The following is a 25,351-nucleotide window of genomic DNA, read 5'->3' on the forward strand; positions in this document are numbered from 1 at the left end:
CGCCGCTTCAGGGCGCGTCGAGCGCGCCGTCGTCGAGCTCGCGCAGCGCCGCGAGATCGCGCGCCGCCGTCTCCGCGACGTCGCCGGGGGCCTCGCGCGGGTAGGCCAGCGTGATCTCGCCGTCGTGCAGGTAGAGGTGCTGGCGGTCGATGCACCCGTGCGCGCCCCCCGCCGCGTGCAGCGCGGCGATCGCCTCGCCGAGGCGCGCGCGGTGGCCCCGCGTGAGCGCCCGCGGCTCGTCCGCGAGCGCGCGGCCCCGGGGCGGCGCCACCCAGATCTCCCCTTCGGCGAGGTCGACGCGCAGCACGGCCGGCAGGGCCGCGTGACCGGCGCGCGCGAACGCCCGGGCGCGGGCGAGGGACGCGTCGTCGAGCTGCAGCACGAGGACGTCGCGCTCGAGCCACAGGTCGCGCCACCGCCCCTCCGTGTCCCGGCCGTCGCCGGCCTCGAGGGTCGCCCCGAGCCGCGCCGTCGCCCGGGGCGGCGCCTCGCTCGAGCGCGGCCGCGCGCTCGCGCGCGCTCGCTGCGGCCGCGGGCGCTCCGGCCAGGCGAGCGCGGTGAGCGCGCGCCGCGCCTCGAACGCGTCGGCGGGCCGCGCGGCGGGGTCCTCCGCGAGCAGCGCCGCCACGGCCTCGTCGTGGGCCGCGGTGAGATCCGGGTGGGCCTCGCTCGGCGCGGGATCGAGCCGCCCGCGCACGGCGGGCGCGGGCGGCTCTCCGGTGAGCAGCTCGGCCAGCACCGCGCCGACGCCGTACAGATCGCTCGCCAGCGTCGCGGGCCGGCCCATGCGCTGCTCGGGCGACATGTACGCGAAGGTCCCGATCGCCCCGGCCGTGGCGGTGGTCGACAGATCGCCGAGGTGCGCCGCGCCGAAGTCCGCGAGGTGCGCCGTCCCGACCTCGTCGAAGAGCACGTTGCTCGGCTTCACGTCGCGGTGGAGGATGCCGAGCCGGTGCGCCTCGCCGAGCGCGGACAGGAGCGCGCACGCGATCTCGACGGCGCGCGCGGGCGCGACCGGCTCCCCCCGCAGCCGCTCGATGAGCGAGCCGCCCGCCATCCAGGCGAGCACCATGGCCGGCCCCTCCGGGTGGTACGCGCGGAGCGCGACGACGTTCGGGTGCCGGAGCTGGGCGAGCGCGCGCGCCTCGCGCTCGAACCGGAGGAGCGCGTCGCGGCCCGCGCCGAACGCCGCGCCCGTGAAGATCTTCACGGCGACGCGCTCCGCCGTGATCCGGTCGCGCGCCTCCACGACCCGCGCGTGGGGCGTGGCCGTGATCTCGCGCAGGGTCTCGTAGCGCCCGAAGAGGAGCGGCCCCGCGGGCACGGCGCCCGCAGGCAGAGGCCTCGAGGCGGGCCGGCACGACGGGGCGACCCGCGGCGAAGGGGCCGCCTCGCCGGCCCGAGGGAGCCGGGAGATCTCGTCGCGCACCGTCCGGGCGGCCTCCTCGAGGCCGAGCTCGCTCAGGCACTTGCCGAGGAGCGGCAGCGCGCGGGCGCGCTCCGGGGCGGACGGCGGCAGCTGCTGCAGCGCCCGCACCGCGGCCTCGGTGCGGCCGTGGCGCGCGAGCAGCTCGCCCAGGGCGAGCCAGGCCGCCGCGTCCTCGGGGCGGCGACGGAGCGCGGCCTCGAGCACCCGCGCGCCGTCCGCTGGGCGGCCGGCGCGCTCGAAGCTCTCGGCGGCGCGGCGCGCGTCCTGCGCGGCGGTGAACGCCTCCGCGGCCGCGGCGTGGGCGCCGAGCGCGGCGAACAGCGCGCCGGCGTGGCGGGCGAACCCGCGCGCCGAGAGCTCGGCGGCGGCGCGCAGCGCGGCGTCGCGGGGCGCCGTGGCGGCGAGCAGGTCGATCGCCTCGAGGGCGAGCGCGTCGTCGCCGCCGAGCGCGGCCATGAGCGCCGCGCGGGCCGGGTCCCCGGCCGAGAGCGCCGCCCTGGCCGCGCCGGGGAAATCGCAGGCCCGCTCGAGCAGCGCGGACGCGCCCGCGTGATCGCCCGCGTCCGCGAGGAGGGCGGCGCCGCGGTCGCGCTGCCCGATCGCCGCGAGCTCGTCCGCGCGCCGTCGCAGCTCCTCGTCCGCCACCCCGACGTCGATCGTCCGAGCCTCAGCGCGCGACGACGCGCGCGCGGCCGATCACGGAGAGGTCGAAGCGCACCTCGCCGAGGTCGATCCCCGAGGCGCTGAAGGGCACCTGCCGCGTGCGGTGCACGGCCAGGGTCGCGCTCGCCGGCAGGGGCCCGAGCGTCGAGGGATCCAGCAGGGACCCGGGGATCACGCCGCGACCCGTGTCCCTGAACGCGCACCGCACGGCCGTGCCGCGCGCCGAGGTCACGTCGACATAGACGATGTCCCGCGCCCTGCCGGCCCCGCCGTCCTCGTCCGCGCGCCACTGCACGATCGCGGAGACCCCGGCGTCGAGCTCGACGCCATCGGCCAGATCGACGTCGCCGATCCGCACCTCCTCGGGGCCCGCGGGGGCGTCGGCCTCGAAGGCGAACCGATCGAGCATCCCCGAGCCGGAGCTCTCGAAGGCGTACCGGGCCGGCGCCGGCAGATCGCTCGTGGCGTCGCGCGACGTGTAGAACACGCCGAAGACCAGGTCGCCCACGTCCGGGAATGCGCGCGCCGCGAGCGGCATTTCCGTGCTGTCGGTCTTCATCGTCACGTCGCCCGCGTCGAGCAGCTCGATGGAGCCGAGCGAGCTCAGGCTCGTCGCCTCGTCCCCGGCGGCGGGCGACAGGACCATGCAGCTGCCCGCGGACGGCAGATCGAACGGCGAGCCGACCAGGCGCTCGGCGAGCTCGGGATCGGTCGCGGACGAGAGGCGCATGAACTTGGCCGACACGTTGGTGACCGACCCCGCGACGGCGGCCGCGCCCGGCGCGGCGTCCTCGCCCTCGAGGGCGGAGGAGGTCAAGGTCGCGTCCCGGCTCAGGTTGATCGCGCGCTCGACGAGCACGACGCCCTGCGTGATCGCCCCGCTCGCGTCGGCCGTATCACCCGCGACCGGCGCCGAGCAGCCGACGAGCGCCGCACCGGCGAGGAGGAGGCAGGTACTGGAGAGGGCGCCGTAGGGACGCATGGATCCGAGTCTAAGGCCGGCGCTCCGGGCGGGCAAGCGCCTGCGCGGAATGCGAAAAGTGCAAGCAAATTCCGTTATTTGCGATCGCGTCAAAAGCTGACCGTGAGGCCGCCGCCCGGGACGATGGTCCCCTGGTCGATCGCGACCGGAGCGCCGCCCAGCTCGCCCCTCGCGTGGTGGTAGGTCGCTGTGGTCTCCAGGGCGACATGCACATGGCGGAACCCGGCGCGCACGCCCAGCACGAACCCGAGCGCGAGGTGCCGGCCCGACGCGTCGACGAGCGGCCCCCGGGTCGCCGCCGATGCATCGGCCGCGGGCAACCGCACCTCGCCGCCGAGGAGCTCGAGGCCGAGCCGCGGGCCGAACCACACGGCGTAGAGGTCCGCGTCCGACTGGAAGCCGAGCAGGACAGGCACGTCGAGTCCGGCGCCCTGCACGCCGCTCCCGTCGGCGCCGCGCCCGTCGGCGAAGAGCGCCGAGGCGCCGAGCCCGATCGACAGGGTCGGCTTGCCGAGCGAGAAGGCATGGCGTCCGTCGAGCCGGACCGAGCGCCCCGTGTACGTCAGCCCCGCTTCGTTGTCGCCGTCGATCCCGACGCGGGCGCTGACCCAGGGGGCCACGCCGGGCGCCGCGGTCAGCTCGGAGAGGGCCCGCTCGGCGGCGCCCTCCGCCGGGTCGCCGGCCGTGCTCGCGCCGGTGGTTGCCTCGGCGGCCGTCGCGCCGGCGACGACCATCGCGCCGGAGATCCCTCCGCCGAAGCTGACGTTGCCCGGACGGAGGACGTGCGCTGGATGGAACAGCGGGCCGCCGCCGTGGCAGCCGGCGCAAGCCCCCGCGGCGAAAGCTCCCGCGAGGAGCCGTGCGGCCCACGGGCGGCTCACCACCGCGTACCCCGGGCGCCGCGTCGACCTGAAGGAGCCAGCAGAGCCATGGGATGCGCGGCCAGGGAGGCGACGCGGGGTCCGATGGGGGGTGTTACTTGCGAAAGCGCGAGGGGTAGTCGTTGGCAGCGGCCCGCTTCTGCAGCTCGGCGTCGTCGGGGTGCAGCTTGACCGCCCGCGCGATGAGCGTCTCCTCGGTCTCCACGATCTGCGGGTTGGGCAGGCAGCACTCGACCGGGCACACGGCCTGGCACGCTTCGTGGTCGTAGAATCCGACGCATTCCGTGCAGAGCTCGGGATCGATCACGTAGATCTCATCGCCCTCGCTGATCGCTTCGTTCGGGCATTCCGGCTCGCAGGCGCCGCAGTTGATGCAGTCTTCGGTGATGTAAGTCGCCATGGCCTTCGCTTCATTCTCCGGGGTCAACCCCGGTCCGCTCGTTTGTAGAGGCCGGACCGCAGGGTGTCAATTCGGGGCGGAACCACGCGTGGGTTCGTGGCAGATCCGGCGCGCGCTTGCGCGCGGGCGCCCCTGCCGGTACTAAGCGGCCTCCTCGATGCTCCGCCTCACCGGGCCCGCCCTCCTGCTCGTCTTCCTCGGCGCCGCCTCGCTGCTTGCCGGATGCGGCCCGCAGATCGGCGACGCGTGCGCCTCGTCGCTCGATTGCGTGCAGCAGGAGCAAGCGCTCTTCTGCGACAGCACCCAGCCGGGCGGCTACTGCACGGTCTTCAACTGCGAGCCGGACAGCTGCGTCGGAAGCAGCGTCTGCGTCGCGTTCAACCCGGTGCTGGATCAGGCGTGCGGCGAGCTCGAGAACGTCCGCTGGCCGCGCTTCGGGCGGACGTTCTGCATGGCCACCTGCGACGACGACGACGACTGCCGCGGCGGCTACTCGTGCGTCGAGCTCCGCGGGCTCCGGGAGGCCGCGGCGATCCCGCCGGGCGAGCGCAACGCGGCCATCGTCGATGTCGAGCCCGACGCCTACAAGGCGTGCCTGCCCGACGGGCGCTCCGCTCCGAGCGATCCCGAGGAGAGGCCGCAGGATCCGGACAGCGAGCCTGGCGTCTGCGGGGCCGCTCCGGAGCGGCCCGAATGGACCCCCTACACGCCGGTGTCGACGGGCGCGGGCGGTGCCGGCGGTTCGGAGGGCGCGGGCGGCTCGGATGGCGCCGGCGGCGCCGGCGGTGCGGGCGGCTCGGATGGCGCCGGCGGCTCGGGCGGCTCGGATGGCGCCGGCGGCTCGGGCGGCTCGGATGGCGCCGGCGGCTCGGAGGGCACGGGCGGCGCGGGCGGCTCGGAGGGCGCGGGCGGCTCGGGTGGCCTCGGGGGCGCAGGCGGTTCAGGCGGGGGCTGAGCGTCCCTCGGTGCGATCCGGCTCCGCGCGGCGCTCGTGCTAGCGTTCGCCGCGTGTTTGGACTGGCTCCCGCGAAGAGGACGTTCGAGGCCGCGCTGCGCGATGTCGCCTCGCTGAAGCCCGCGGTGCGCGCCGAGGCGGTGGGAGACCTCGTCCCGTATGCGGCGACGGCGCGGGAGCAGGTCCTGCGCGCCCTCGAGAACGCGCTGCGCTCCGACGCGCACGCCTCCGTCCGCGCGGCCGCGGCCATCGCCCTCGCCGACACCAAGGCCGTCGAGGCGCTCCCCGCGCTGCTCCTGGCGGTCGAGGACGCAGACGCCCACGTCCGGCAGATGGCGATCACCGCCCTCGGCGAGATCGGCGACGCGCGCGCCACGGGTCGGCTCCGGCGCGCCCTCTCGGACGAGCGGCCCGAGGTCCGCTTCCAGGCGGTGATCGCGTTCCCCCGCGTCTGCACCGAGAAGGCCGACGCGATCGATGCCATCCTCCGGGCCACCCACGACGACGACCCGCTCGTCTGCCACATCGCCCTGCGGATGTTCGAGGAGCTGGGCGAGGCGCTCGGCGAGCTACCCGCCTCGGGCATGGAGCGAGCGCGCGCGCTGCTCGGCCACGCCTCGCCGCTCGTCCAGGCCGCGGCGGCGGTCGTCCTCGCGCGCTTCGACGATCCGGCGGGACACCCGGTGCTCGTCGCGATCGCGGAGCGGAGGCTCCGCGACGTCGACCACGAGGACGAGGCCGCGGCCATCGAGCTCTGCGGCGAGCTCGGCCTGTCCGAGGCCACGAGCGCCCTGGAGCGGCGCGCCTTCGGGCTGAAGCTCGGCCTCGGCCGCGATCCGCTCCGCTGGCACGCGCGCGTGGCGCTCGCGCGGATGGGGCACGCGCGCGCCGTCCGCGAGATCCTCGGCGACCTCGGCGCGTGGGACCGCCACCGCCGCACGCTCGCCGTCGCGGCCGCGGGTCGAGCCCGCCTCGCGGCCGCGCTCGGGCCGATCGCGGCGATGCGCGGCGACGAGCGGCGGGCGGATCAGGGCGCCGTGGAGGAGGCGCTCGCCGCCCTCGGCGCGGCGACCGCCCCCGGCGCGGCGCCCCCGGGCGGCTGAGCCCCCGCCGCGGCGTCGCGCCGCGCGCGGGGCATGCGCCGCGCGCGCGGGTGGCGTAGAAGGACCGAGCCGCGCGGCCGTCGCTGCGACGCCGCGCCGCCCCGCCGAGGTGGATGCATGAACGATGAAGCCCAGTTCAGCGAGGCCGACCTCGCCCCGAGCCCCGAGGAGCGCGCCGCGTCGCGCCGCCACCTCATCGATCGCGTCGCCGCGAGCGCGGCCGCGCTCGCCGCGGGCGCCTGGGCCGGCGGCATGGTCGCGCTCGGGGCGTGCGCCGCCCCGTTCGTCTTCCGGCTCGCCCCGGCCCCGTTCTCCGGCGACGCGATGAGCGCCGCGTTCGCCCGCTTCGATCAGCTCGCCCTCGGCGCCGCCGTGATCCTCCTCGGCGCCGAGGTGGCGCGCACCTGGGCGGCGGGGCGCCGGGGCGCGAGCGGCGCGGCCCGCGTGCGCCGGGCGCTCGCCATGGTGATGGCCGGCTGCGCCGCGTACGTCGGCCTCGTGCTCACGCCCCGCATCACGGAGCTCCATCGCGAGGGGGCCCGGCGCGGCGAGGGGGCGCTCGGCGTGGAGCTCGAGCGCGTCCATCGCCACGCCGAGCTCGCGGGCAGGGCCGAGGTGTTCCTCGGCGCGACCCTGGTCGTGCTGCACGTCTTCACGCTCGGCGCCCGCCGCCCCGAGGACGACGACGAGGACGACGAGGCGGTCGCCCCGCTACCGCCGGGGCCGCGGTGACGCCGGCGGCGCAGCGCACCACCCCACGAAGGGAGAGACCAGATGCCGCGCGACAACAGGCTTTATAGCGGCTTCGTCAACCACGATTACATCCTCACCTTCTCGATCGCCGACGAGGCGAACCGGGCTCGCCTCGTCGCGCTCTGCGCCGGGCCGTGGCAGGGCGACGAGGTCACGCCGGGCACCTGGGAGGTGTCCAACTCGCTGAGCCCGGACCAGATGGAGCGCGCCATCCTCGATCTGATGGGCGACGCGGATCGCGCCGCGTATTACTACCTTTCCGACAGCAAGCGGATGTTCCGCGTCCTCCTCGGCTGAGCGCGCCGCGCGGGCGCGCCGATCGGGCCGGAGCAGGCGCGCCCCGGCGGGGCCGAAGGCGCCGCGACCGCCGCCGTTTCGCGGTATGGTCCGCCCATGAGCGAGCTGGAAGCCACGCCGCCCGCCGCCTCGACGCCGCCCGCCGCCGATGCCCCTCCACCGCATGCGCCGCTGTCCTGGGCGGCGGAGGCGGACGATGAAGGCTTGCTCAGCGTCCTCCGCGACGACGGGTCGCTGGATCCCGCGACCGACCCCGGCCTCTCCGACGCGCTCCTGCTGCGCGCCTACCGGGAGATCAAGCGCCTCAGGCTGCTCGACGCGCGGCTCTTGCTGCTCCAGCGGCAGGGGCGCGTCGGCTTCTACGGCGCGTGCACCGGCCAGGAGGCCACCCCGATCGCGACGGCGCTCGCGCTCGAGCCCTCGGACTGGATCTTCCCCGCGCTGCGCGAGAGCGTGATGATGCTGGTGCGCGGCTTCCCGCTCCGCACCTACGTCGCCCAGGTCTTCGGCAACTCGGGCGATCTCCTCAAGGGGCGTCAGATGCCGTCGCACATGAGCGGGCGGCAGGTGAACCAGGTGTCCTGGTCGAGCTGCATCGGCCCGCAGATCCCGCAGGCCGTGGGCGCCGCGTGGGCGGCGAAGCTGCGCCGCGACAGCATCGTGGTCGTGGGGTTCATGGGCGACGGCGCGACGAGCGAGCCCGACTTCCACAACGCGATGAACTTCGCGGCCGTGTTCAAGGTGCCCTGCGTGCTGATCTGCCAGAACAACCACTGGGCGATCAGCGTGCCGACGGCCCGGCAGACGGCCTCGAAGACGATCGCCATCAAGGGGCGGGCGTACGGCGTCCCGTCGACGCGGGTCGACGGCAACGACGTCCTGGCCGTCTACCGCGCCGTCGCCGGGGCGGTCGCGCGGGCCCGGGCCGGCGGCGGTCCGACCTTCATCGAGGCGCTGACCTACCGCATCGGCGCGCACTCCTCGAGCGACGACCCCAGCCGGTACCGGTCGCAGGAGGAGGTCGACCGCTGGACGCAGCGCGATCCGCTGCTGCGCCTCGGCCGCCACCTCACGGCGCGCGGCCTCCTCGACGACGCCGCGGAGGCCGCCCTCGAGGCGGAGCTCAACGCCGAGATCGCCGCCGCCGTCGCGGAGGTCGAGGTGATGGCCCCGCCCGATCGCGCGACGCTGTTCGACGACGTCTACGCCGAGCCGCCCTGGCACCTGCGCGACCAGCGCGCAGAGCTCCTGCGCTGCCCGAGGGCGCCCGCGCACCCCGACGGGCGCTGAGCACCCGACGCGCAGCGCCACCCGGCCCGGTGGAGAGGATTTCCCCTCGGGGCGAGGTCGTGTAAGCCCGCCTCACCCCAGGGTACGGCTCGCGAGCGCGGGCGCGGCCTCAGGGCTGGTTTCCGAGGGGCTTGCCGGGCGAACCCCGGCGCCCCTATCCCAGTCTCCGAAGCGCACAAAAGGACAAGGATGAAGACCTACGACGCGATCGTCATCGGTGCCGGCCCCGGCGGTTATCCCTGCGCCATCCGGCTGGCTCAGCTCAAGCAGAAGACGCTCTGCATCGAGAAGGAGCAGCCTGGCGGCGTCTGCCTCAACTGGGGCTGTATCCCTTCCAAGGCGTTGATCTCGGCCGCCCACCTCTACGAGAAGTCGCAGGCCGGCGGCGCCATGGGCATCAAGGTCAGCGGCGTCGAGCTCGATCCCAACCAGCTCCAGAACTGGAAGGAGGGGATCGTCAAGAAGCTCACCGGCGGCGTCAGGTCGCTGCTCAAGGGCAACGGCGCCGAGCTGATGACCGGCACCGCCACGATCGTCGGGCCGAACCGCGTCGACGTGGCGCTGCCGGACGGCTCGGTGGAGCAGGTCGAGGCGACGAAGGGGATCGTCATCGCGACCGGCTCGACCACCATCGAGATCCCGACGTTCAAGTTCGACGGCGACGCGATCATCGGCGCCAAGGAGGCGGTTAGCCTGCGCCGCATCCCGAAGCGGCTGCTCGTGATCGGCGGCGGCGTGATCGGCCTCGAGCTCGGCATGGTCTACCAGGCGTTCGGCTCCGAGCTCACCGTCGTCGAGGCGCTGCCGGATCTGCTCACCGGGGTCGACCCCGACTGCACCAAGGTCGTCGAGAAGAAGATCCTGAAGCGCGGGGGCACCATCTACAAGGGCGCGAAGGCGCTCGGCTATGAGAAGCAGAAGGACGGCTCCGTCGGCGTGAAGATCCAGATCGACGGCAAGGAGCAGACGATCGTGGTCGACACGGTGCTGGTCGCCGTCGGCATGCGGCCGAGCTCGAAGGGGCTCGGCCTCGAGAAGGTCGGCGTGACGGTCGATCAGCGCGGCTTCATCCCCACGGACAGGACGGGCCGCACGAACATCCCGTCGATCTACGCCGTGGGCGACGTCAGCGGCCCGCCCCTGCTCGCGCACAAGGCGACGAAGGAGGGCGAGATCGTCGCCGAGGTGATCGCGGGGCACAAGGCCGAGAAGGACTGGGTCGCGATCCCGGGCGCGATCTTCACCGATCCGGAGATCGCCACGGTGGGGCTGACCGAGGCGGAGGCGAAGGCCAAGGGCCTCGAGATCCGCGTCGGCAAGTTCCCGTTCTCGGTGCTCGGCAAGGCCATGGCCATGAACGAGACCGAGGGGTTCGTGAAGATCGTCGCCGACAAGAAGACGAAGCAGGTGCTCGGCGTGCACATCGTCGGCCCCGAGGCGAGCACGATGATCAGCGAGGCGGCCCTCTCGCTCGAGATGGCCGCCTTCCTCGAGGACATCTCGCTCACGATCCACCCCCACCCGACCCTCGGCGAGTCGCTGATGGAGGCCGCCGCCCACGCGATGGGCGCGGCGATCCACATCGCGAACCGCTGAGCGAGGCGCGGCCCCCCGGAGCCGCGCCGACCTGCGCCCCGCGATGGGCGCGGCCGGCCGCGGAGCCGGGGGCGGGCCGCCGTCACGTCAGTCGCGCAGGTAGTGGCACGTGTACCCGCCCGGGTACTTCTCCAGGTACTTCTGGTGGTAGTCCTCGGCGCGCGTGAACGGCCCGGCCTCCACGATCTCCGTGACGATGGGGGCGCGCCACTTGCCGCTCCGATCGACGCGCGCCTTCACCTCCTCGGCCACGCGGCGCTGCTCGGGCGTCGTGACGAAGATGGCCGAGCGGTACTGCGTGCCGACGTCGTTGCCCTGGCGGTCCCGCGTCGTCGGGTCGTGCATGCGGAAGAACCACCTCTCGAGCAGCTCGGCATAGGACAGCTTCGCCGGGTCGAAGACGATGCGCACCGACTCCGCGTGGCCCGTCGCTCCGGTCTTCACGTCCTCGTAGGTCGGGTCCTTCGTCCGGCCGCCCGCATACCCGACCTCCGTCTCGAGGACCCCAGGGATCTTCCGGAGGATCTCCTCCATCCCCCAGAAGCACCCGCCCGCGAGGATGGCCGTCTCGAGCGTCGCCTTGCAGCCGGCCACCTCTCCCTCCGCCGGGAGCGCGCAGGCGTTGGCGCCGCCCTCCGGCTGCGACGCGCCGGCCTTCCCCTCGAACAGCGCGCGGTAGGCGCCGTAGCCCTCGGCCTCGAGCCGGGAGAGCGGGATGAACCGGAGCGACGCGGAGTTGATGCAGTACCGCAGCCCGGTCGGCGCGGGCCCATCCTCGAAGACGTGCCCGAGGTGCGAGTCGCCGTCGCGCGAGCGCACCTCCGTCCGGATCATGCCGTGGGCCCTGTCGACGCGCGTCACGACCCGCTCCGGCGCGACGGGGCGCGTGAAGCTCGGCCACCCGGTGCCCGAGTCGAACTTGTCGAGCGACGAGAAGAGCGGCTCGCCGCTCGCCACATCCACGTAGAGGCCCGCCTCGTGGTTGTTCCAGTAGGCGTTGCGGAACGGCGGCTCGGTCGCGTCACGCTGGGTGACCTCGTACGCGAGCGGCGTGAGCCTCTTGCGCAGCTCCTCCTCCGACGGTTTGCGATAGCTTCTGTCCGACATCGTCACAGCCTCCTTCGACCCCGGCGCGACCTTGCCCGCCTGTCGCGCGTCGCCCGCGCGCTGGCATGCGAGGCCCGCGCACGCGACGAGCAAGAGCGTGAAAAATAGACGAGCAGCGCGGAGCAAATCCATGGTTCACCTGGCCGGTCGAGCGTAGCTCACCCGACCTCCCTACGCCGGACGCCGCCTCTGGTTTCGCCCGGCGCGCGCGCCTCACGGGCCGACGCGCCCGCGCTCGCTTCGGGGATCACGGGCCGACGCGCTCCGCCGGGGCGTCCCCCGCGGCGGAGCGCCGCTCGAAGCAGTCGTCGGGGATCGCCCGCTCGCGGCGGACGAGCCGGGTCGCCGCGATGAACGCCGACGTGACCGGATCGTGGTAGCCGCTCGCCCCGCGCAGATCCGGGATCGCGCGCTGGTAGTGGCGCGCGACCCGCTCCATCATCGCCTCGCGGACATACTTGCCCACCATCGACGCCATCGCGACGCAGAGATCGGACGCGTCGCTGTCGCGGACGAAGGCGATCTCGCCGAGGCCGGGGAAGTGATAGGCGCTGCGGGCGCGGCTCTCCTCGAGGACGAGGTGCAGCCTCCCGGCGAGCGGGCCGAAGGCGGACCCGTACTTGCCGAAGCCGCCCACCTTGCCGCAGACCGCGAACACCTCCGCGCCGGCGAGGCCGCCGAGCTCGAGGACGAGGCGCTCCATGGCGTGGAGGTCGAGCACGAACCGGTTCTTGCCGGCGCGGACCCCGTCGTTCATCTGCTTCGCGCAGAGGAGCACCGAGCGCACCGCGACGATCTCGACCCCCTTCGCCGCGAGCTTGTCGAGGTCGCGGTCGATCGCGCAGAGCAGGTCGTCGGGCGCGGTGAACGCCTCGCCCTCTGCGGACCAGCACTGCTCCTCGACGTGGCCCGGGCAGAGCGCGCGCAGCGCGGCGCGGTCGTCGAGCGAGACGGCGTGGAGCAGCTCGTCCACCGTCGAGGCGGCCGCGCGCGTGCGGCCGCAGCCGCGCGCCACCAGCGCGCGGGCCCACGCCTCGCCGAGCGACGCGTCCCCGTACGAGACGAGCTGCTTCGAGTCGCCGAGCCGCCGGGCCAGGGCGCCGCGGGGCGCGCGGCCCGCGACCGGCCAGCCCGCGTCGGTGACGCGCGAGAGGACCGCGGTCACGACCATCGGGCCGAGCCGCGGGCCCAGGCCGTTCTCATCGACGCCGATGCGGTAGCGGACAGAGGGCTCGGCCGACGCCATGCGGGCCCCCTTGCCACACGACGGCGCCCGTGTCACCGCGCCGTTCTCGTCCACACCCCACGCCGGCCAGGCGAAGCCCTTTCCGGGTGCCCTCGCGAAATTCTCAAACGTTGTCGAGCTCCTGCGCGGGGTGGTGGGCCCCCCGGCCCAGACCCGTGGTCAGGCCCGCGCGCTTCGTCTAAGCTCGCGCGCCCCTTGGGGAAAAATACGATGATGACGTGGCAGATCGCGGCCCTGGAGGCGCCGGGGGCGATCCTGGAGACGGCGTACCCGGCGCTCTGGAGCGCCGATCCGCACCGGAGCCCCTTCTGCGCGCCGGCCTACCTCGACGAGCTGGCCGAGCTGGCGAGGCGCGACGGGGCCGCGCCGCTCGTCGCCGTGGCGATCGCGCCGGACGGCTCGGCCGCCGCGGCCTGGCCGCTGCGCCGCGAGCGCGACGGGGTGATCCAGATGCTCAACATCGAGGGCGCGGATCACTGCACCTGCGTGGCGCGCGAGGGCGCGGCGCCGGAGGCGCTCGGGGAGGGGCTCGCCCGCGCCCTCGCGGAGGTCGGCGGCGCCGGCCTGCTCCTCAAGAACGTCCCGGGCTGGGGGCCGACCCTGGAGGCCGCGCGCCGCGGGATCGCCGCGGCCGGGTGGCGGGGGCGCTCGTTCGCGGCGACCCCCTGCACCGTGCTCCGCGTCCCCGAGGGCGCGGGCGCTCCGGACGCGCTGCGCCGCAAGGTGAGCGGGTCGAGCCTGAAGAACCTCGACAACCGCCTCAAGCGGCTGCCCGGCTTCGCCTTCAAGGCCGTCGAGGGCGACGCCGGCCTCGAGGCCTGGGTCGAGGCCTTCTGCGACGCCCACGAGCGGCGCTGGAACATCACGACCACCCCGTCCGAGTACCGCGTCGCCGAGGAGCGCCGGCGCCTCCTCGTGAAGCTCCGGGGCTGGGCGCGCGCCGGCGTCCTCGTCCGGTTCTCGCTCGAGGCGGCCGGCGAGGGGATCGCCTTCGCCGTGGCGCTCACGGCGCGCGACCGGCTCGTCTACCACCACGTCGCGTACGCGCCCGAGCACGCCGCCTGCTCGCCGGCCACGGTGCTGATCCGGCGCATCGTCCTCTGGATGGGCGAGCGCGGGTACACGTGCATGGACTTCGGCGCCGGCGGCGAGTCGTACAAGCGGCGCTTCGCCGACGTCGACGAGCCGCTCTTCCGGCTCATCGCCGCGCCGCGCGCCGCGTCCGCGCTCTACGTGCGCGGGCTCGTCGAGGAGCGGATCCGGGCGTCGTCGCGCCTCCAGGCGCTCTGGGACGAGTGGGGGAACAGGAGGCTGCGCGGCGCCGTGATGTCGGGCCTCGAGCGCTCGCGGCGTCGGCTCCGCAGGGCGGTCGCGGTGGACGCGCGCCAGCCGCTCGGCGCGCTCGCGGGGCGCGCGCGGAGCCGCCTCCAGCGGGAGCGCATGCTCTTCTACCGCGCGCCGGCCGAGGCCGGGCAGGCGCACCCCGACGTGGTGGAGCTCCGCGCCCCGGCGCTGCTCGCGATGCTCGAGGACGAGGTCGCCCTCGACGCGCGGGGGCGCGCGCGGTACCTCGCGGCCCTGTCGCAGGGCCAGCGCGCCTTCGGCGTCCTCCGGGACGGCCGCGCGGTGCAGGTCTGCTGGCTGCGCCCGGCGGCGCCGGAGGAGATCCCGCCCGGCGCCGAGGGCGCCCCGGCCTGGGTGATCGCGGACTGCGTCACGGCGCGGCGCGCCCGGGGGCAGGGCCTGTACCCCAGGGTGCTGCGGGCCGTCCGCGCGGCGATCCCGCCCGGGGACACGTGCCTCATCTACACGAACGACTGGAACGTCGCCTCCCAGCGCGGGATCGTGAAGGCCGGGTTCCAGCCGGTGTCGATCCGGGAGCGGCGGCGGCGCGGCGGCGCCGTCGAGACGCAGTGGCTCCCCGCGCCGTAGTCGAGACGCCGTGAACCCCCGCGCCGCGACGAAGCTGCTCCACCGGATCGCGCACGGCGGCCTCGGGGTGGCGGCGGCGCTGCTCCTGCCCCGCGCCGCCTCGCTCACCAGCCAGTGGCTCCTGTCGGGCGTGGCCGGCCCGAGCGCCGTCACGGCCTACGTCCTCACGACGTCGCACGCGAGCACGATCGTCTCGCTCGTGGCGGTGGGCCTCGCGTCCGCGCTCACGCACCGCGCCAGGCTGCTCGGCGCGGCGCGCGGCCGCGCGCTCGTGGCGGGCGCGCTCGCGGTGCTCGGCGCCGTCGCCGGCGCGCTGACCTTGGCCGTCGACCTCGCCCTCGGGCTCGGCCCGGTCGCCGCCCTCAGCGCCGCGCTGTTCGCCTTCCCCACGCTGCTCGCGTGCGCCAACCCGGTCGCGTGGCCCGTCTGGCAGGCCCGGGGGCGCTTCCTCGCGCTCCTCTCGGTCACGGCCGTGATCTCGGTCGGCCTCTGCTTCGGCGCGGCGCTGCTCGGGATGCCCCGGCTGAGCGCCGTGCTCGTGGGCGCGGGCGTCGCCGTGCCCGTCCTCGCGATGCTCGGCCGCGTCCAGCTCCGGCGCGCGGCCCGCTACGCGGTCCTGCTCGTGCGGAGCTCGGTGCCGCCCTCGATCGTCAACCTCTCCACGGTCGCGATCTACCCGCTCGCCCTGTACCAGGGCATCCCGCTGCTCGGCGAGGCGAAGGTCGGCACGCAGGCGCTCTGCTGGTCGATCGTGCCGCTCCTCTCGACGACCTCGCAGTCGTTCGCGAGCCGCGCCCTCACCGCCGCCGCGCTCGACAAGCGCGGCGCCGAGGCCGAGCGGCGCGCGCAGGCGCTCTCGGCCTGGGCGCGGACCGTGCCGTTCACGCTCGCGGTGGGGGTGGCCATCTACCTCCTGTTCGTCGTCCGCGTGCCGCTCTTGCCGTTCACGGGCGGCGCGCGGGAGGCGCTCCCGCCCACGTTCCTCGTGTCCGTCTCGGTGCCGGCCATCTCGGACCCGCTGTGCTTCTTCTTCGCCCGGTCGCACGGCGGCCGCGGCCTGGTGCTGGGGAGCGTGCTGAGCAGCCTGCTCCTCGCCGTCGTGCTCCTCGTCTGGCCCGCCGGGTTCCTCGATCGGTTCGGCGTGCTCGGCGCCTCGGGGCTCATCGCGGTGCTGCGGATGCTGTTCCTGCTCGACGTGCCCCTGCTCCGGCGCATCACGCTCGCCGCCCTGGGGCTCCTGTTCCTGGGCTACGCCGTCTCGCTTCTGCTCTAGGGTAGCGGCCATGGACAGCACGGGTCTGCGGTTCGGCGTCGCCTGCGCCGGCGACGCGCTCAAGGCGTGGCAGGCGAGGGCGATCGAGGAGCTCCGCCGCGTCGGCGCGCGCCCGGCCCTCGTCGTGCGCTGCCCGGCGCCGCCGGCGAGCGCCGCGCCGCCGCTCTTCCAGGCCTACCGCCGCGCCGCCGTGGGCGCCGAGCGCGCCGTCGACCTCGCGGCGGCCCTCCCCGACGCCCCGCGGATCCCGCTCGCCGACGGCGCGCGCGCGGCGGCGGAGCTCGATTTCCTCCTCGTGCTCGGGGCCGCGGGGCTCGACGGCGCGCTCCTCCGCGCCCCCCGGCACGGGGCCTGGACGTTCCGGCACGACGCGCAGGACGCGTCCTCAGGCCGCCCGCCGGGGTTCTGGGAGGTGCTCACCCGCGCGCCGGTGACCGAGGTGGTGCTCCAGCGCCTCGGCGCGGCGCCGGGCGCGGCGGCGCCGCTCAAGCGGGGGTTCTTCAAGACGGTGCTGACCTATCCGGCCAACGTCGCGCGCTCGTGCGACGGCAGCGCGGCGTGGCCGGCGCAGGTGTGCGCCGATATCGCGCGGGGCGCGGCCGGCTACCTCGAGGCGCCGCCCGCGGCGGAGCCGCCGCCCGCCGAGGGGGCGCCGACGCGCCGCGACGTCGCCCGGCTGCTCGCGCGGACGGCGGAGAACCGCGCCGCGTTCATGGCGCGGCGGGTCTTCCTCCAGGAGGAGTGGTGCATCGGCGTCGTGGACGCCCCGATTCACTCCTTCCTCGGCCAGCCGAGCGCGCGCCCGAAGGTGCGATGGCTCGCGGAGGGGGGGCCGGACGAGTTCTTCGCGGATCCGTTCGGCGTCGCCGACGGCGATCGCCTGAGCATCCTCTGCGAGTACCTCGACATGCAGCTTGGCCGCGGCGTCCTCGTCGGGCTCACGCTCGACGGCGATCGCGTGTCGCCGGCGCGCCCGGTGGCCGATCTCGATCCCGGCGTCCACGCGTCGTATCCGTACCTGTTCCGCCACGGCGGCGAGATCTACTGCGTCCCCGAGACCCGCATGACCGGCAAGCTCTCGCTCTACCGCGCCGATCCGTTCCCGGAGCGGTGGGTCCACGCCGCGACCCTCCTCGACGACTTCGACTACTCCGACGCCACCCTCGTGCACCACGGCGGGCGATTCTGGCTCTGGGCCGCGGACGTCCCGTATTCGGGCGACTCCACGAGCCTGTTTCTCTATCACGCGCCGGATCTCCTGGGCCCCTGGGCGCCGCACCCGGCCAATCCCGTCAAGGTGGATGTCGGCTCTGCCCGGCCGGGCGGAACACCGTTCGTCGTGGACGGTCAGCTCTACCGGCCTGCCCAGGATTGCTCGAGGACCTATGGAGGTCGGATCGTGATCCTGCGCGTCAACCGGCTCACGCCGACCGAGTACGAGGAGGAGGTGGTGGCCGCCGTGGAGCCTGATCCGGGCGGCCCGTTCCCGGAGGGGCTGCACACGCTGTCGGCGGCGGGGGAGCGGACGCTCGTGGATGGCAAGCGCACCCGGCGCGTGACAGCCCAGGATATTCGCCGGAAGGTGCTGAAGATCGCCGGGCGAATGGGCCTCGGCCGTCCCTCTGGTTGATCGGCTGCGTGGCTGAGCCGCAGATCTGCCACCTGACTGAGCCGTCGCCCGGGGTGGGGCTGCGGCCTGGGGGGCTCACCGGAGGGGCTTTCGTGCAGGCGAGCCACGCAAGGGGCTCGCCGGAACGCAAGCCCCGGAGGTGAGCCCCCCAGGCCGCAGCCCCACCCCGCCCGGAGGCCCGCTCACCTTTTCTCCGGCCCTCGGCGGGGGCGCCGCTATAGTCCCGTCCCATGCGCATCGTCCCCGTACCCTGCCTCAGCGACAACTATGCCTACCTCGTGGCCGCGGACGGGCGGCGCGAGGCGATCGTCATCGACCCGTCCGAGGCCCCGCCGGTCGTCGAAGCGCTCGAGCGCGAGCAGCTCCGCCTGGTCGCCATCGTCAACACGCATCATCACCACGACCACGTCGGCGGCAACGAGGCGCTGCGCCAGCGTTACGGTGATCTCCCCGTCTACGCGCACGCGAGCGACGTCGGGCGGGTGCCGGCGCAGACGGAGCGGGTCGAGGAGGGCAAGCCGGTCGAGATCGCCGGCCTCACGCTCCGGCCGCTGCATGTCCCCGGCCACACGCTCGGCGCCGTGTCGTACTGCGTCGAGGACGCCGTGTTCACCGGGGACACACTCTTCATTGGCGGCTGTGGCCGCATGTTCGAGGGCACGCCGGAGGTCATGCACGCCTCGCTCTCCAAGCTCGCCGCGCTCCCGCCGCATCTGCGCGTCTTCTGCGGCCACGAATACACGGTCAGCAACCTCCGTTTCGCCGAGACGGTCGAGCCCGGCAACGCGGCTATCCGCGAGAAGCTCGCCGCCGCCCGCGCGGCGCGCGAGCGCGGCGAGCCCACCGTGGGCAGCACCCTCGGCGAAGAGCTCGCGACGAACCCGTTCCTGCGCTGCGGCGAGCCGACCGTGCAGGCCCGCTTCCCGGGCGCCACGCTGCCCGAGGTGTTCGCCGCCGTGCGTCGCGCCAAGGACAGTTACCGCTGAGCGACCGCATCCCGCGGGGCCGTATTCCGCTCGCGCCCGCCGCCTGAATTCTATACGACTAGACCCATGGACTCCCGCGCTCCCATCTTCGGGTTCAACGACGCGCGCGACGCGATCGTGCGCACCGTGATCGACCGGGTCGTCGGCGCCACGAAGGATCCGCTGCTCGCGATGAACGAGGCGGCGTATCAGGAGACGAAGCGGCTCGAGGGGTCGCGGGATCCGCACGACCTCCGCGAGCTCGCCGAGTGGCAGCGGCTCGCCCGGTCGCTCGGCCGCATGCACGACGCCGAGCGCCGGCGGCGGCTCCGGGAGCTCGCGGAGCAGTACGCGTGGGACACGGCGGGGAACTTCGACCGGCGCGTCTACCAGCTCTCGTCGCGGCTCTTGCCGCCGGTCGTCAGCGCCCTGCTCGCGCCGCGCAAGCTGGCGACCATCGTCCACGACCCGCGCAGGCTGGTCAGCCTCGAGCTGCTCGCCGACCGGGTGCTCGTGCAGGGGCCGCTCGCGAAGCTCCGGTCGCTCGTGCGCCAGGGCACGGCGGTCTATGTCCCGACGCACCTGTCGAACCTGGACTCGATCGTCTTCGGGTATGCCCTCGAGCGGGCCGGCCTGCCGCCGGCCACCTACGGCGCGGGGAAGAACCTGTTCACGAACCCCGTCCTCTCGTTCTTCATGCACAACCTCGGCGCCTACCGCGTGGATCGGCGCATCCGGCACAACCTCTACAAGGACGTGCTGAAGACGTACTCGAGCGTGCTCCTCGAGCGCGGCTATCACTCGCTGTTCTTCCCCGGGGGCACGCGGTCGCGCTCCGGCGGCGTGGAGCGGCGGCTCAAGCTGGGCCTGGTCGGCAGCGCGTTCGAGGCGTACACGCGGACGCTGCAGAGCGGCCGCGAGCGCCGCATCTTCTTCGTCCCGGCCACGATCAACTACCTCATCACGCTGGAAGCCGAGACGCTCATCGCGGATTTCCTCTCCGAGGCCGGCAAGGGCCGGTTCATCATCGAGGACGACGAGTCGAGCCGGATCGGCCGGATCGCCTCGTTCCTCCGCAAGCTCCTCGCGATGAACGCCGCGGTGGTCATCCGCTTCTCGGAGCCGCTCGATCCGTTCGGCAACCGGGTGGACGAGCTCGGCCGCTCCTACGACGCGCGCGGCCGCGAGGTCGACCCGGCGAGCTACGTGAGGGACCGGGACGGCAACGCGGTCATCGACGCGGCGCGGGACGCCCAGTATGCCCGCGAGCTCGGCGAGGAGCTGTGCCGGGCGTACGCGCGCGACACGGTGGTGATGGCGACGCACGTGGTCGCGGCGGCGAGCTTCGCGCGGCTCCGCGGCCACGCGCCGGCGGCGGATCTCTTCACGGTGCTCCGCCAGCGCGACGTGCTCACGGTGCCGCGGGATGATCTCGCGGCCGACGTGGTGGCGCTGTGCGACCGGCTGCGCGCGCTGGAGCGGCAGGGGTGCATCGTGCTGGGCGAGGACGTCCGGCTCGGCTCGGGCGGGGACATCATCGAGCGCGCGCTGCGGGCCTTCGCGAGCTACCACTCGGCGCCGGTGCTCGCCTCGCGGCCCGACGGCATCGCGCTGTGCGACACCAACCTGCTCTTCTATTACCAGAACCGCCTCGCGGCCCACGGGGTGGCGTGGGACGTGATCGCGCCCCCCGGCGTCCCCACCGGCCTGCCGGTGCAGCCGCCGTTGCCGCCGCTGCCGCCGTCCTCGCCGGCGTACGTGCCGCGGGACGACCGGGGCGCGGCCTCGCCGCGCGCCGGTGATGGCAGCGCCGGCGGCACGAGCGCCGGCGGCACGAGCGCTGGCGGCACGAGCGCCGGCGGAACGAGCGCCGGCGGCACGAGCGCTGGCAGCGCGAGCGCCGGCGGCACGAGCGCTGGCAGCGCGAGCGCCGGCGGCGCGAGCGCCCGCGCGGGGTCGGCCCACGGGGCCGGAGGTGTCCGATGAGCGCGCGTGCGGCGTCGTCGGTGGGGGTCATCGGCGGCGGCTTCTGGGGGGTGGCGCTGGCGCTCGCGGCGAGCCGCACCGGGGCGGAGGTCGTGCTGTTTTCCCGCCGCGAGCACCCGGAGCTCGCGGGCGGCCTGCGGGTCGTGCGGGACTATGCCGAGGTGGCCCGGGCGCGGCTGCTCGTGATCGCGGTGCCGTCGAACGCGGCGCGGACGGCGCTCCGCGCGCTCGGCGACCACATGGACGGCTCGCACCTCGTGATCCACGGCGTGCGCGGCCTCGAGGGGGAGGCGCTGAAGACGCTCTCGGACCTGGTGCGCGAGGAGACCCCGGCGCGCCGGGTGGGCGCGCTGGGCGGCCCGGTGCAGGCCGATGAGCTCACGGAGGGGCGCCCCTCGGCGGTGGTGTGCGGCTCGCGGTTCCCGGAGGTGCACGCGGCGGTGACGGCGGCGTTCCAGTCGGACGCGCTGCACGTCTACACGACGCCGGACATCCGGGGTCTGGAGTGGGCGTCGGCGCTGGTGGGCTGCCTGGCGATCGGCGTGGGCTTCGCCGAGCAGGCGGGCGCCGGGCCGGGGCTGCTCGCGGCGCTCATCTCGAGGGCGGTCGACGGCGCGGCCCGCATCGCGGCCGCGGCGGGCGCGGAGGAGCGGACGATGCTGGGGCTCGGCGGGTACGGCGACCTGCTCGCGTCGATCCGGCTCGAGAGCCGCCCCGAGGTGCGGCTCGGCAAGGCGCTCGCGCGCGGGCGGACGCTCGACGAGGCGGTCGCGGAGGCCCGGCTGCGCGTCGAGGCGATCCCGCTGATCCCGCGCGTCGTGGCGTTCGCGCGGGAGCGGCGGGTCGACGGCGGGGTGTTCGAGGCGCTGGAGGCGATGCTGCGGGGCGGCGAGCCGAAGGCGGTGCTGGCGCGGATGTTCGCGGCGTGACGTGACGTGGAGAGGGGGCGCCCCCTGCGGAGCACGAGCCGGAGAGGGGGCGCCCCCTGCGGAGCACGAGCCGGAGAGGGGGCGCCCCCTGCGGAGCACGAGCCGGAGAGGGCATGTCACGCTCCAGGGAGATCCGTTTGGCCTGAGCCGGCGGCTTCGGCGGTCAGCCCGGCGCCTCGTCCTCCAGCAGGAGCTCCAGCTCGGCGATCGCCTCGAAGTCCTTGGGCCGCCCGGCGGCGCGCTTCAGCGCGATGAGCTTTCGCAGCCCCACGCACTGGATCTCGCGGCCGAAGACCACGAGCGGTACCGCATGGGGCAGCAGGTCCTGGTAGTCGCCGCCGCCCGCCACCTCCCCGAGCAGATCCACGTCACCGAGCTCCGTGGTGAGCGTGAAGTTGAGCCCATTCTTCAGCGAGATCTCGTCCCACAGGAAGGGCAGGCCGGGCGGGGCACCGCGCGGGTACGGACGGTACGGCGCCAGGGCAGCCACGAGGCGCCGCAGGTTCTCGCCGGTCCGCGCGTACACGACGTCGACGTCCTGCGTCAGCCGTGACGCCCCGTGGGCGACCGCCGCGGCGCCTCCGACGAGGATCAGCTCGACGCCGCCCTCGACGAGCACCTCGATGAGCCGGCGCAGGTCGGTCACGGGCGCTTCTTTGCTGCGCGGCCAGCGCGCTGGAGCTCGGCCGCGAAGCGCTGGAGGTCCATCATCTTCAGCAGGCGCTGCTCGGGCGTCAGCTTCAGGTTCTCCCGGAGCAGGCTGCGGTCGACGTGCTTCTTGTAGAGCTCGATGATCGGATCAGGCCGGTCCACCGGATCCACGCTCGACGCATCGGCATGCTGCGGCGGTGGCGAGGCGTCCGCCTGCTGGCCGCCGTCCTGCCTGTGCTGGTCGTCGCCCATGGGTTGAGCATGCCACGGTCGGCCCGGGTCGAGCCATCACGATGCTGCGCCGCATGGAGGAGACATGGGGGAGAGCGCCACGCGAGCAGAGCACGAGTGCGCTCGTGGCGCCCTTGAGTCCTCAAGACTGGTGTTTGGGGAGGATCGCGCTGCGAATCGGCTGGTTGGCGGTCTTCGCTCTCCGTTGCGCGGACGCGTCGGGCATACCAGGCACCGGTCGCGCCACCCGGGAAGGCGGTCGGACCGCCCTTCCGGCATCGAACTCGCCAACCGGGAGGCGGTCGGACCGCCCGTCCAGCGTCGATCTCGACAGCAGCGGGACGGTCGGACCGCCCTTCCGGCATCGAACTCGCCGCCCGGGAGGCGGTCGGACCGCCCTTCCGGCATCGAACTCGCCGCCCGGGAGGCGGTCGGACCGCCCTTCCGGCATCGATCTCGCTAGCGGCGGGGCGGTCGGACCGCCCTCTGGACAACGATCCCGACAGCGAAGCGGCGGTCCTACCGCTCCGCCGGGGTCGCGTCGTCGCGGGCGGGGTGCTCGGGCAGCTCCAAAGGCGTTCTTTCCGTGGGATTCGACCGGTCGGCGCAGAGGCTGTGTGCGCGGCACTCGGATCCGGGGAGCGGCGAGGCCGACGGGAACGGTCTTCCTGACCGCTCCCGCCACAGGGGCTGGTCCGGCCTCGAGGCCGACCCTCGCCTCGACCCCGCCGCAGACCTCTGCCCCACGCTACTCCACGGGGATCTCGCCGCCTTCCAGGTCCACCCCGCCACCTCCCGCCTGCTCTGCCTCCGCCCCCTCGTCGGTCTCCTCGTCCTTCGCCCGCGCCGCGCGCCGCGCGCCGCCGCGACTTGCGAACAGGGACGGCGCGATCGCATCGTGGTCGCCCTCGGCCCAGCGCAGGTACGTGACCCCGCGGCGGCACTGGTCATAGGCCCGCACGAGCAGCGTGAACGCCCGGGCGCGTCGGTCCGCCGGGTCGGCGGTCCTGGGCGCCGGGAGCCCCGGCTGATTGCGGGCGCCGAGGGCCACGAGCAGCTCCGGCCCGAGCTTCGAGGCGCGCTCGACCTCCGTCCACTCCACCGTCGTCTTGTTCTTCACGGCGTCCCACGCCTCGCCGAACAGCGCGGCCAGCGCGACCAGATCGTTGGCCGTGTCGAGGTGGCCGTTGCCGCTCCGGATCTCCGCGACCCTGCCCGCGTCGACGAAGCCCTTGTGCGCGAGCGCCTCCGCCGCCACGAGCAGGTCGGCGCGCAGCGCGGACGCCTCGTCGAGGAGCGGCTTGAGCCCGTCCTGACCGGGACCGGCCGGCAGCGCCAGGAGGTGCGCGTACCAGGCGCCGAGCGCGTAGTTCATCAGCTTGTCCAGCGCCTCGATCGGGAACCTGGGCAGCTCGTCCACGAAGCGCGGGCGCAGCGCCATGAGGTGCGGAACGGCGCCCACCGCCACGGCGACCGCGCGCGGGATATCGACGTTGATGGGAACGACCTTCTCGACGCGCTCGAGCTCGGGCTCGATCCGCGCGAACGCCTCGGCAGCTTCCTTGGGAGCGCTCGGCCTCGCCGGCGCCGACTTCTTTCCTCTCGGTCTTGCCACGATTCCTCCCTTGCGGCCGCGAGCGCCGTTCGCCTGGCAGGGACACGTTCTTTGCAAGCAAACGCCCCGCGGCAGATTGTCGATCGGACATCTTACAGGGAGCCTTCTCCCGCCTGTCAACGCCGAGCCGAGGGGAGGGGAGCGCGTCGATTCCGTGACGGTCCGCGGCGCCTGCTCGCAATTTCTGAAGTGAGGGCCGCGAGGCGCGGTGACGCGACGTCGCGCAGAGGTCTCGCGCGCGCCCGGGTGAGATGGTCTTGGAATCCGACGAAGCGCTCTTCGAGACAATCTGGCAGACCCATCGCGAGATGCTCGCCACGTACGTGCTGCGCCTCGGCGTGAAGCGGCAGGATCTGGAGGACGTGATGCAGGACGTGCTCCACGGCGCCTATCTCTCGCTGAATCGGTTCAATCCAGCGCTCGGCACGATGCGTGGCTGGCTCCTCCGCATCGCGACGCACCACGTGTCGCACTACCGGGGCCGAGCCCATCGCCGCCGCGAGGTCCCCTGGGCCCCCGAGCGCTTCGAGCCCCTCCTCGACGAGGCGCCGAGCAACGAGGCGCTCACTCGAGAAATCCGAGCAGCTCGGCGGATGTGCCGTCCTCGCCCGCCAGATCAGTGGAGCCCGCGCGTCCACCCGCGCCGCCCTTGCCGGGCTCACCGATGCTCAGCGCGAGCGTCCCGACGATCCTTGGGGGATCCAGCAAATAGGCGACCCCGATGGAGGGGCCACCCAGCCCACCGCCGCCGTGACCCCCGTTGCCGCCCTGGCCGCCGCGGCCGCCGTCGCAGCCCCGCAGCGAGCCGTCCCTTGCCGCGCCCCCGGTGCCTCGGCTGCCCCCTTCTCCGCCGATCTGACCCACGCCGCCCCGCCCGCCGTCACCGCCGTTCGCCGTCGCGAGCGCCGTATCGTCGTACGGGTGGGCCCCGGTGCGAGCACCGTCCTCGCGCGATCGCCGGCGAGGACCCAGCCGCGCGCGCAGTCGAAGCCTCCCCGGATCTGCGTTCCGGCCGGGACCTCGACGGCCTCGGGGAAGATCTCCGCGCAGGCATGGATGCGCCGCGCGCCCCGGCGCGCGCGCTCGATCGCCCGGCGCATCGTGCGCACCGGCAACGCGCGCGTGCCCGGGTTCGCGTCGTCGCCCAGGCTGCTGCTCGCGAAGATCCCGCAGCCGTCGCCGGGCGCGGTGCCGTCGGGATCGCCGCCGCACGGGACGCCCCCGGGATCTGCCGGCGTGTCGGGCGCGTCGGGCCCGACCGCGTCCTCGGGCACCGGTTCCGGCGTGGAGGGATTGCTGCACGCGACGTGCTCGGCGCAATCGTACGGATAGCACCCGCACACGGTGGCCGCGCTGCCGCACCCGACGATCCCTGCCACGGCGGCGTCGAGCGCACGACGGCGCACGGCAGCGTGCCCTCCTCACGTGCCCCAGGTC

At 74.5% G+C, this 25,351-nt stretch carries 22 protein-coding genes and 1 pseudogene; 13 read left to right on the top strand and 10 right to left on the bottom strand.

Features of this window, described 5'->3' with window-relative positions:
* Positions 1 to 7: 7 nt before the first annotated feature.
* The 4 genes from WMF31_RS01295 to WMF31_RS01310 all read right to left on the bottom strand — a co-directional run bounded on the left by WMF31_RS01295 (position 8) and on the right by WMF31_RS01310 (position 4,355).
* Positions 8 to 2,074 carry a protein kinase domain-containing protein gene (locus tag WMF31_RS01295; protein ID WP_436600205.1) on the bottom strand — a complete coding sequence of 689 codons (2,067 nt, stop codon included), beginning with the start codon at positions 2,072 to 2,074 and terminating at the stop codon, positions 8 to 10.
* A gap of 22 nt (positions 2,075 to 2,096) precedes the next feature.
* Positions 2,097 to 3,074 carry a hypothetical protein gene (locus tag WMF31_RS01300; protein ID WP_436600206.1) on the bottom strand — a complete coding sequence of 326 codons (978 nt, stop codon included), beginning with the start codon at positions 3,072 to 3,074 and terminating at the stop codon, positions 2,097 to 2,099.
* Positions 3,075 to 3,163: 89 nt separating this feature from the next.
* A complete protein-coding gene (locus WMF31_RS01305) occupies positions 3,164 to 3,955 on the bottom strand; it encodes a hypothetical protein (RefSeq protein WP_436600207.1) in 792 nt (263 codons plus the stop codon).
* A 94-nt stretch (positions 3,956 to 4,049) separates the two neighbouring features.
* Positions 4,050 to 4,355 carry a YfhL family 4Fe-4S dicluster ferredoxin gene (locus WMF31_RS01310; protein ID WP_129354383.1) on the bottom strand — a complete coding sequence of 102 codons (306 nt, stop codon included), beginning with the start codon at positions 4,353 to 4,355 and terminating at the stop codon, positions 4,050 to 4,052.
* A 157-nt stretch (positions 4,356 to 4,512) separates the two neighbouring features.
* Between WMF31_RS01310 and WMF31_RS01315 the strand changes: the two genes are divergently transcribed.
* The 6 genes from WMF31_RS01315 (at position 4,513) to lpdA (ending at position 10,349) form a co-directional block, all read left to right on the top strand.
* Positions 4,513 to 5,310, top strand: a complete 798-nt coding sequence (locus WMF31_RS01315) for a hypothetical protein (protein WP_436600208.1) — start codon at positions 4,513 to 4,515, stop codon at positions 5,308 to 5,310.
* 53 nt (positions 5,311 to 5,363) lie between these two features.
* Complete coding sequence (locus WMF31_RS01320; protein WP_436600209.1) at positions 5,364 to 6,413, top strand: HEAT repeat domain-containing protein; 1,050 nt, start codon at positions 5,364 to 5,366, stop codon at positions 6,411 to 6,413.
* Positions 6,414 to 6,530: 117 nt separating this feature from the next.
* Entirely contained in the window at positions 6,531 to 7,145 is a 615-nt protein-coding gene (locus WMF31_RS01325) for a DUF4149 domain-containing protein (protein WP_436600210.1), read from the top strand.
* A gap of 42 nt (positions 7,146 to 7,187) precedes the next feature.
* Positions 7,188 to 7,463, top strand: coding sequence for a hypothetical protein (locus WMF31_RS01330; RefSeq protein ID WP_436600211.1), 276 nt, complete (start codon positions 7,188 to 7,190; stop codon positions 7,461 to 7,463).
* A 96-nt stretch (positions 7,464 to 7,559) separates the two neighbouring features.
* Positions 7,560 to 8,753 (top strand): thiamine pyrophosphate-dependent dehydrogenase E1 component subunit alpha, encoded by a 1,194-nt coding sequence (locus tag WMF31_RS01335; RefSeq protein ID WP_436600212.1) that lies wholly within the window; start codon positions 7,560 to 7,562, stop codon positions 8,751 to 8,753.
* Between the two features lie 189 nt (positions 8,754 to 8,942).
* Positions 8,943 to 10,349 carry a dihydrolipoyl dehydrogenase gene (lpdA, locus tag WMF31_RS01340; protein ID WP_436600213.1) on the top strand — a complete coding sequence of 469 codons (1,407 nt, stop codon included), beginning with the start codon at positions 8,943 to 8,945 and terminating at the stop codon, positions 10,347 to 10,349.
* Between the two features lie 87 nt (positions 10,350 to 10,436).
* Here lpdA and WMF31_RS01345 read toward each other — a convergent pair whose 3' ends face one another.
* Both WMF31_RS01345 and WMF31_RS01350 read right to left on the bottom strand, forming a co-directional pair.
* On the bottom strand, positions 10,437 to 11,588 hold the full coding sequence (locus WMF31_RS01345) for a bifunctional methionine sulfoxide reductase B/A protein (protein ID WP_436600214.1): 1,152 nt from the start codon (positions 11,586 to 11,588) through the stop codon (positions 10,437 to 10,439).
* Between the two features lie 115 nt (positions 11,589 to 11,703).
* Positions 11,704 to 12,702, bottom strand: coding sequence for a hypothetical protein (locus tag WMF31_RS01350; RefSeq protein WP_436600215.1), 999 nt, complete (start codon positions 12,700 to 12,702; stop codon positions 11,704 to 11,706).
* Between the two features lie 210 nt (positions 12,703 to 12,912).
* Here WMF31_RS01350 and WMF31_RS01355 point away from each other — a divergent pair, with 210 nt between their 5' ends.
* The 6 genes from WMF31_RS01355 (at position 12,913) to WMF31_RS01380 (ending at position 21,417) form a co-directional block, all read left to right on the top strand.
* A complete protein-coding gene (locus WMF31_RS01355; RefSeq protein ID WP_436600216.1) occupies positions 12,913 to 14,634 on the top strand; it encodes a GNAT family N-acetyltransferase in 1,722 nt (573 codons plus the stop codon).
* A 10-nt stretch (positions 14,635 to 14,644) separates the two neighbouring features.
* Positions 14,645 to 15,907, top strand: coding sequence for a hypothetical protein (locus tag WMF31_RS01360; protein ID WP_436600217.1), 1,263 nt, complete (start codon positions 14,645 to 14,647; stop codon positions 15,905 to 15,907).
* A 10-nt stretch (positions 15,908 to 15,917) separates the two neighbouring features.
* Positions 15,918 to 17,537: a glucosamine inositolphosphorylceramide transferase family protein gene (locus tag WMF31_RS01365; protein ID WP_436600218.1), complete on the top strand. Its 1,620-nt coding sequence runs from the start codon at positions 15,918 to 15,920 to the stop codon at positions 17,535 to 17,537.
* 230 nt (positions 17,538 to 17,767) lie between these two features.
* Entirely contained in the window at positions 17,768 to 18,523 is a 756-nt protein-coding gene (gene gloB, locus WMF31_RS01370) for a hydroxyacylglutathione hydrolase (RefSeq protein ID WP_436600219.1), read from the top strand.
* Between the two features lie 66 nt (positions 18,524 to 18,589).
* Positions 18,590 to 20,488: a 1-acyl-sn-glycerol-3-phosphate acyltransferase gene (locus WMF31_RS01375; protein WP_436600220.1), complete on the top strand. Its 1,899-nt coding sequence runs from the start codon at positions 18,590 to 18,592 to the stop codon at positions 20,486 to 20,488.
* Positions 20,485 to 21,417, top strand: a complete 933-nt coding sequence (locus WMF31_RS01380; RefSeq protein ID WP_129354361.1) for an NAD(P)-binding domain-containing protein — start codon at positions 20,485 to 20,487, stop codon at positions 21,415 to 21,417. The genes WMF31_RS01375 and WMF31_RS01380 overlap by 4 nt, the downstream gene beginning before the upstream one ends.
* 163 nt (positions 21,418 to 21,580) lie before the next feature.
* On the opposite strand, the gene WMF31_RS01385 is transcribed toward WMF31_RS01380, so the two are convergent.
* The 3 genes from WMF31_RS01385 to WMF31_RS01395 form a co-directional block, all read right to left on the bottom strand.
* Complete coding sequence (locus WMF31_RS01385; RefSeq protein ID WP_129354359.1) at positions 21,581 to 22,063, bottom strand: hypothetical protein; 483 nt, start codon at positions 22,061 to 22,063, stop codon at positions 21,581 to 21,583.
* Positions 22,060 to 22,320, bottom strand: coding sequence for a hypothetical protein (locus WMF31_RS01390; RefSeq protein WP_129354357.1), 261 nt, complete (start codon positions 22,318 to 22,320; stop codon positions 22,060 to 22,062). Before WMF31_RS01390 ends, WMF31_RS01385 begins: the two co-directional genes overlap by 4 nt.
* A gap of 727 nt (positions 22,321 to 23,047) precedes the next feature.
* A complete protein-coding gene (locus WMF31_RS01395) occupies positions 23,048 to 23,914 on the bottom strand; it encodes a hypothetical protein (protein WP_436600221.1) in 867 nt (288 codons plus the stop codon).
* A 251-nt stretch (positions 23,915 to 24,165) separates the two neighbouring features.
* Between WMF31_RS01395 and WMF31_RS01400 the strand changes: the two are divergent.
* A pseudogene (locus tag WMF31_RS01400) lies at positions 24,166 to 24,396 on the top strand (RNA polymerase sigma factor); the annotation flags it as partial.
* A gap of 186 nt (positions 24,397 to 24,582) precedes the next feature.
* On the opposite strand, the gene WMF31_RS01405 reads toward WMF31_RS01400, so the two are convergent.
* The gene (locus WMF31_RS01405) at positions 24,583 to 25,320 is read right to left on the bottom strand and encodes a hypothetical protein (RefSeq protein ID WP_436600222.1); all 738 of its coding nucleotides are present in this window, start codon (positions 25,318 to 25,320) and stop codon (positions 24,583 to 24,585) included.
* Between the last annotated feature and the right edge of the window lie 31 nt (positions 25,321 to 25,351).

Origin of the sequence: Sorangium sp. So ce1036 (assembly GCF_051369805.1) — a bacterium.
GTDB lineage: Bacteria > Myxococcota_A > Polyangia > Polyangiales > Polyangiaceae > Sorangium > Sorangium cellulosum_F.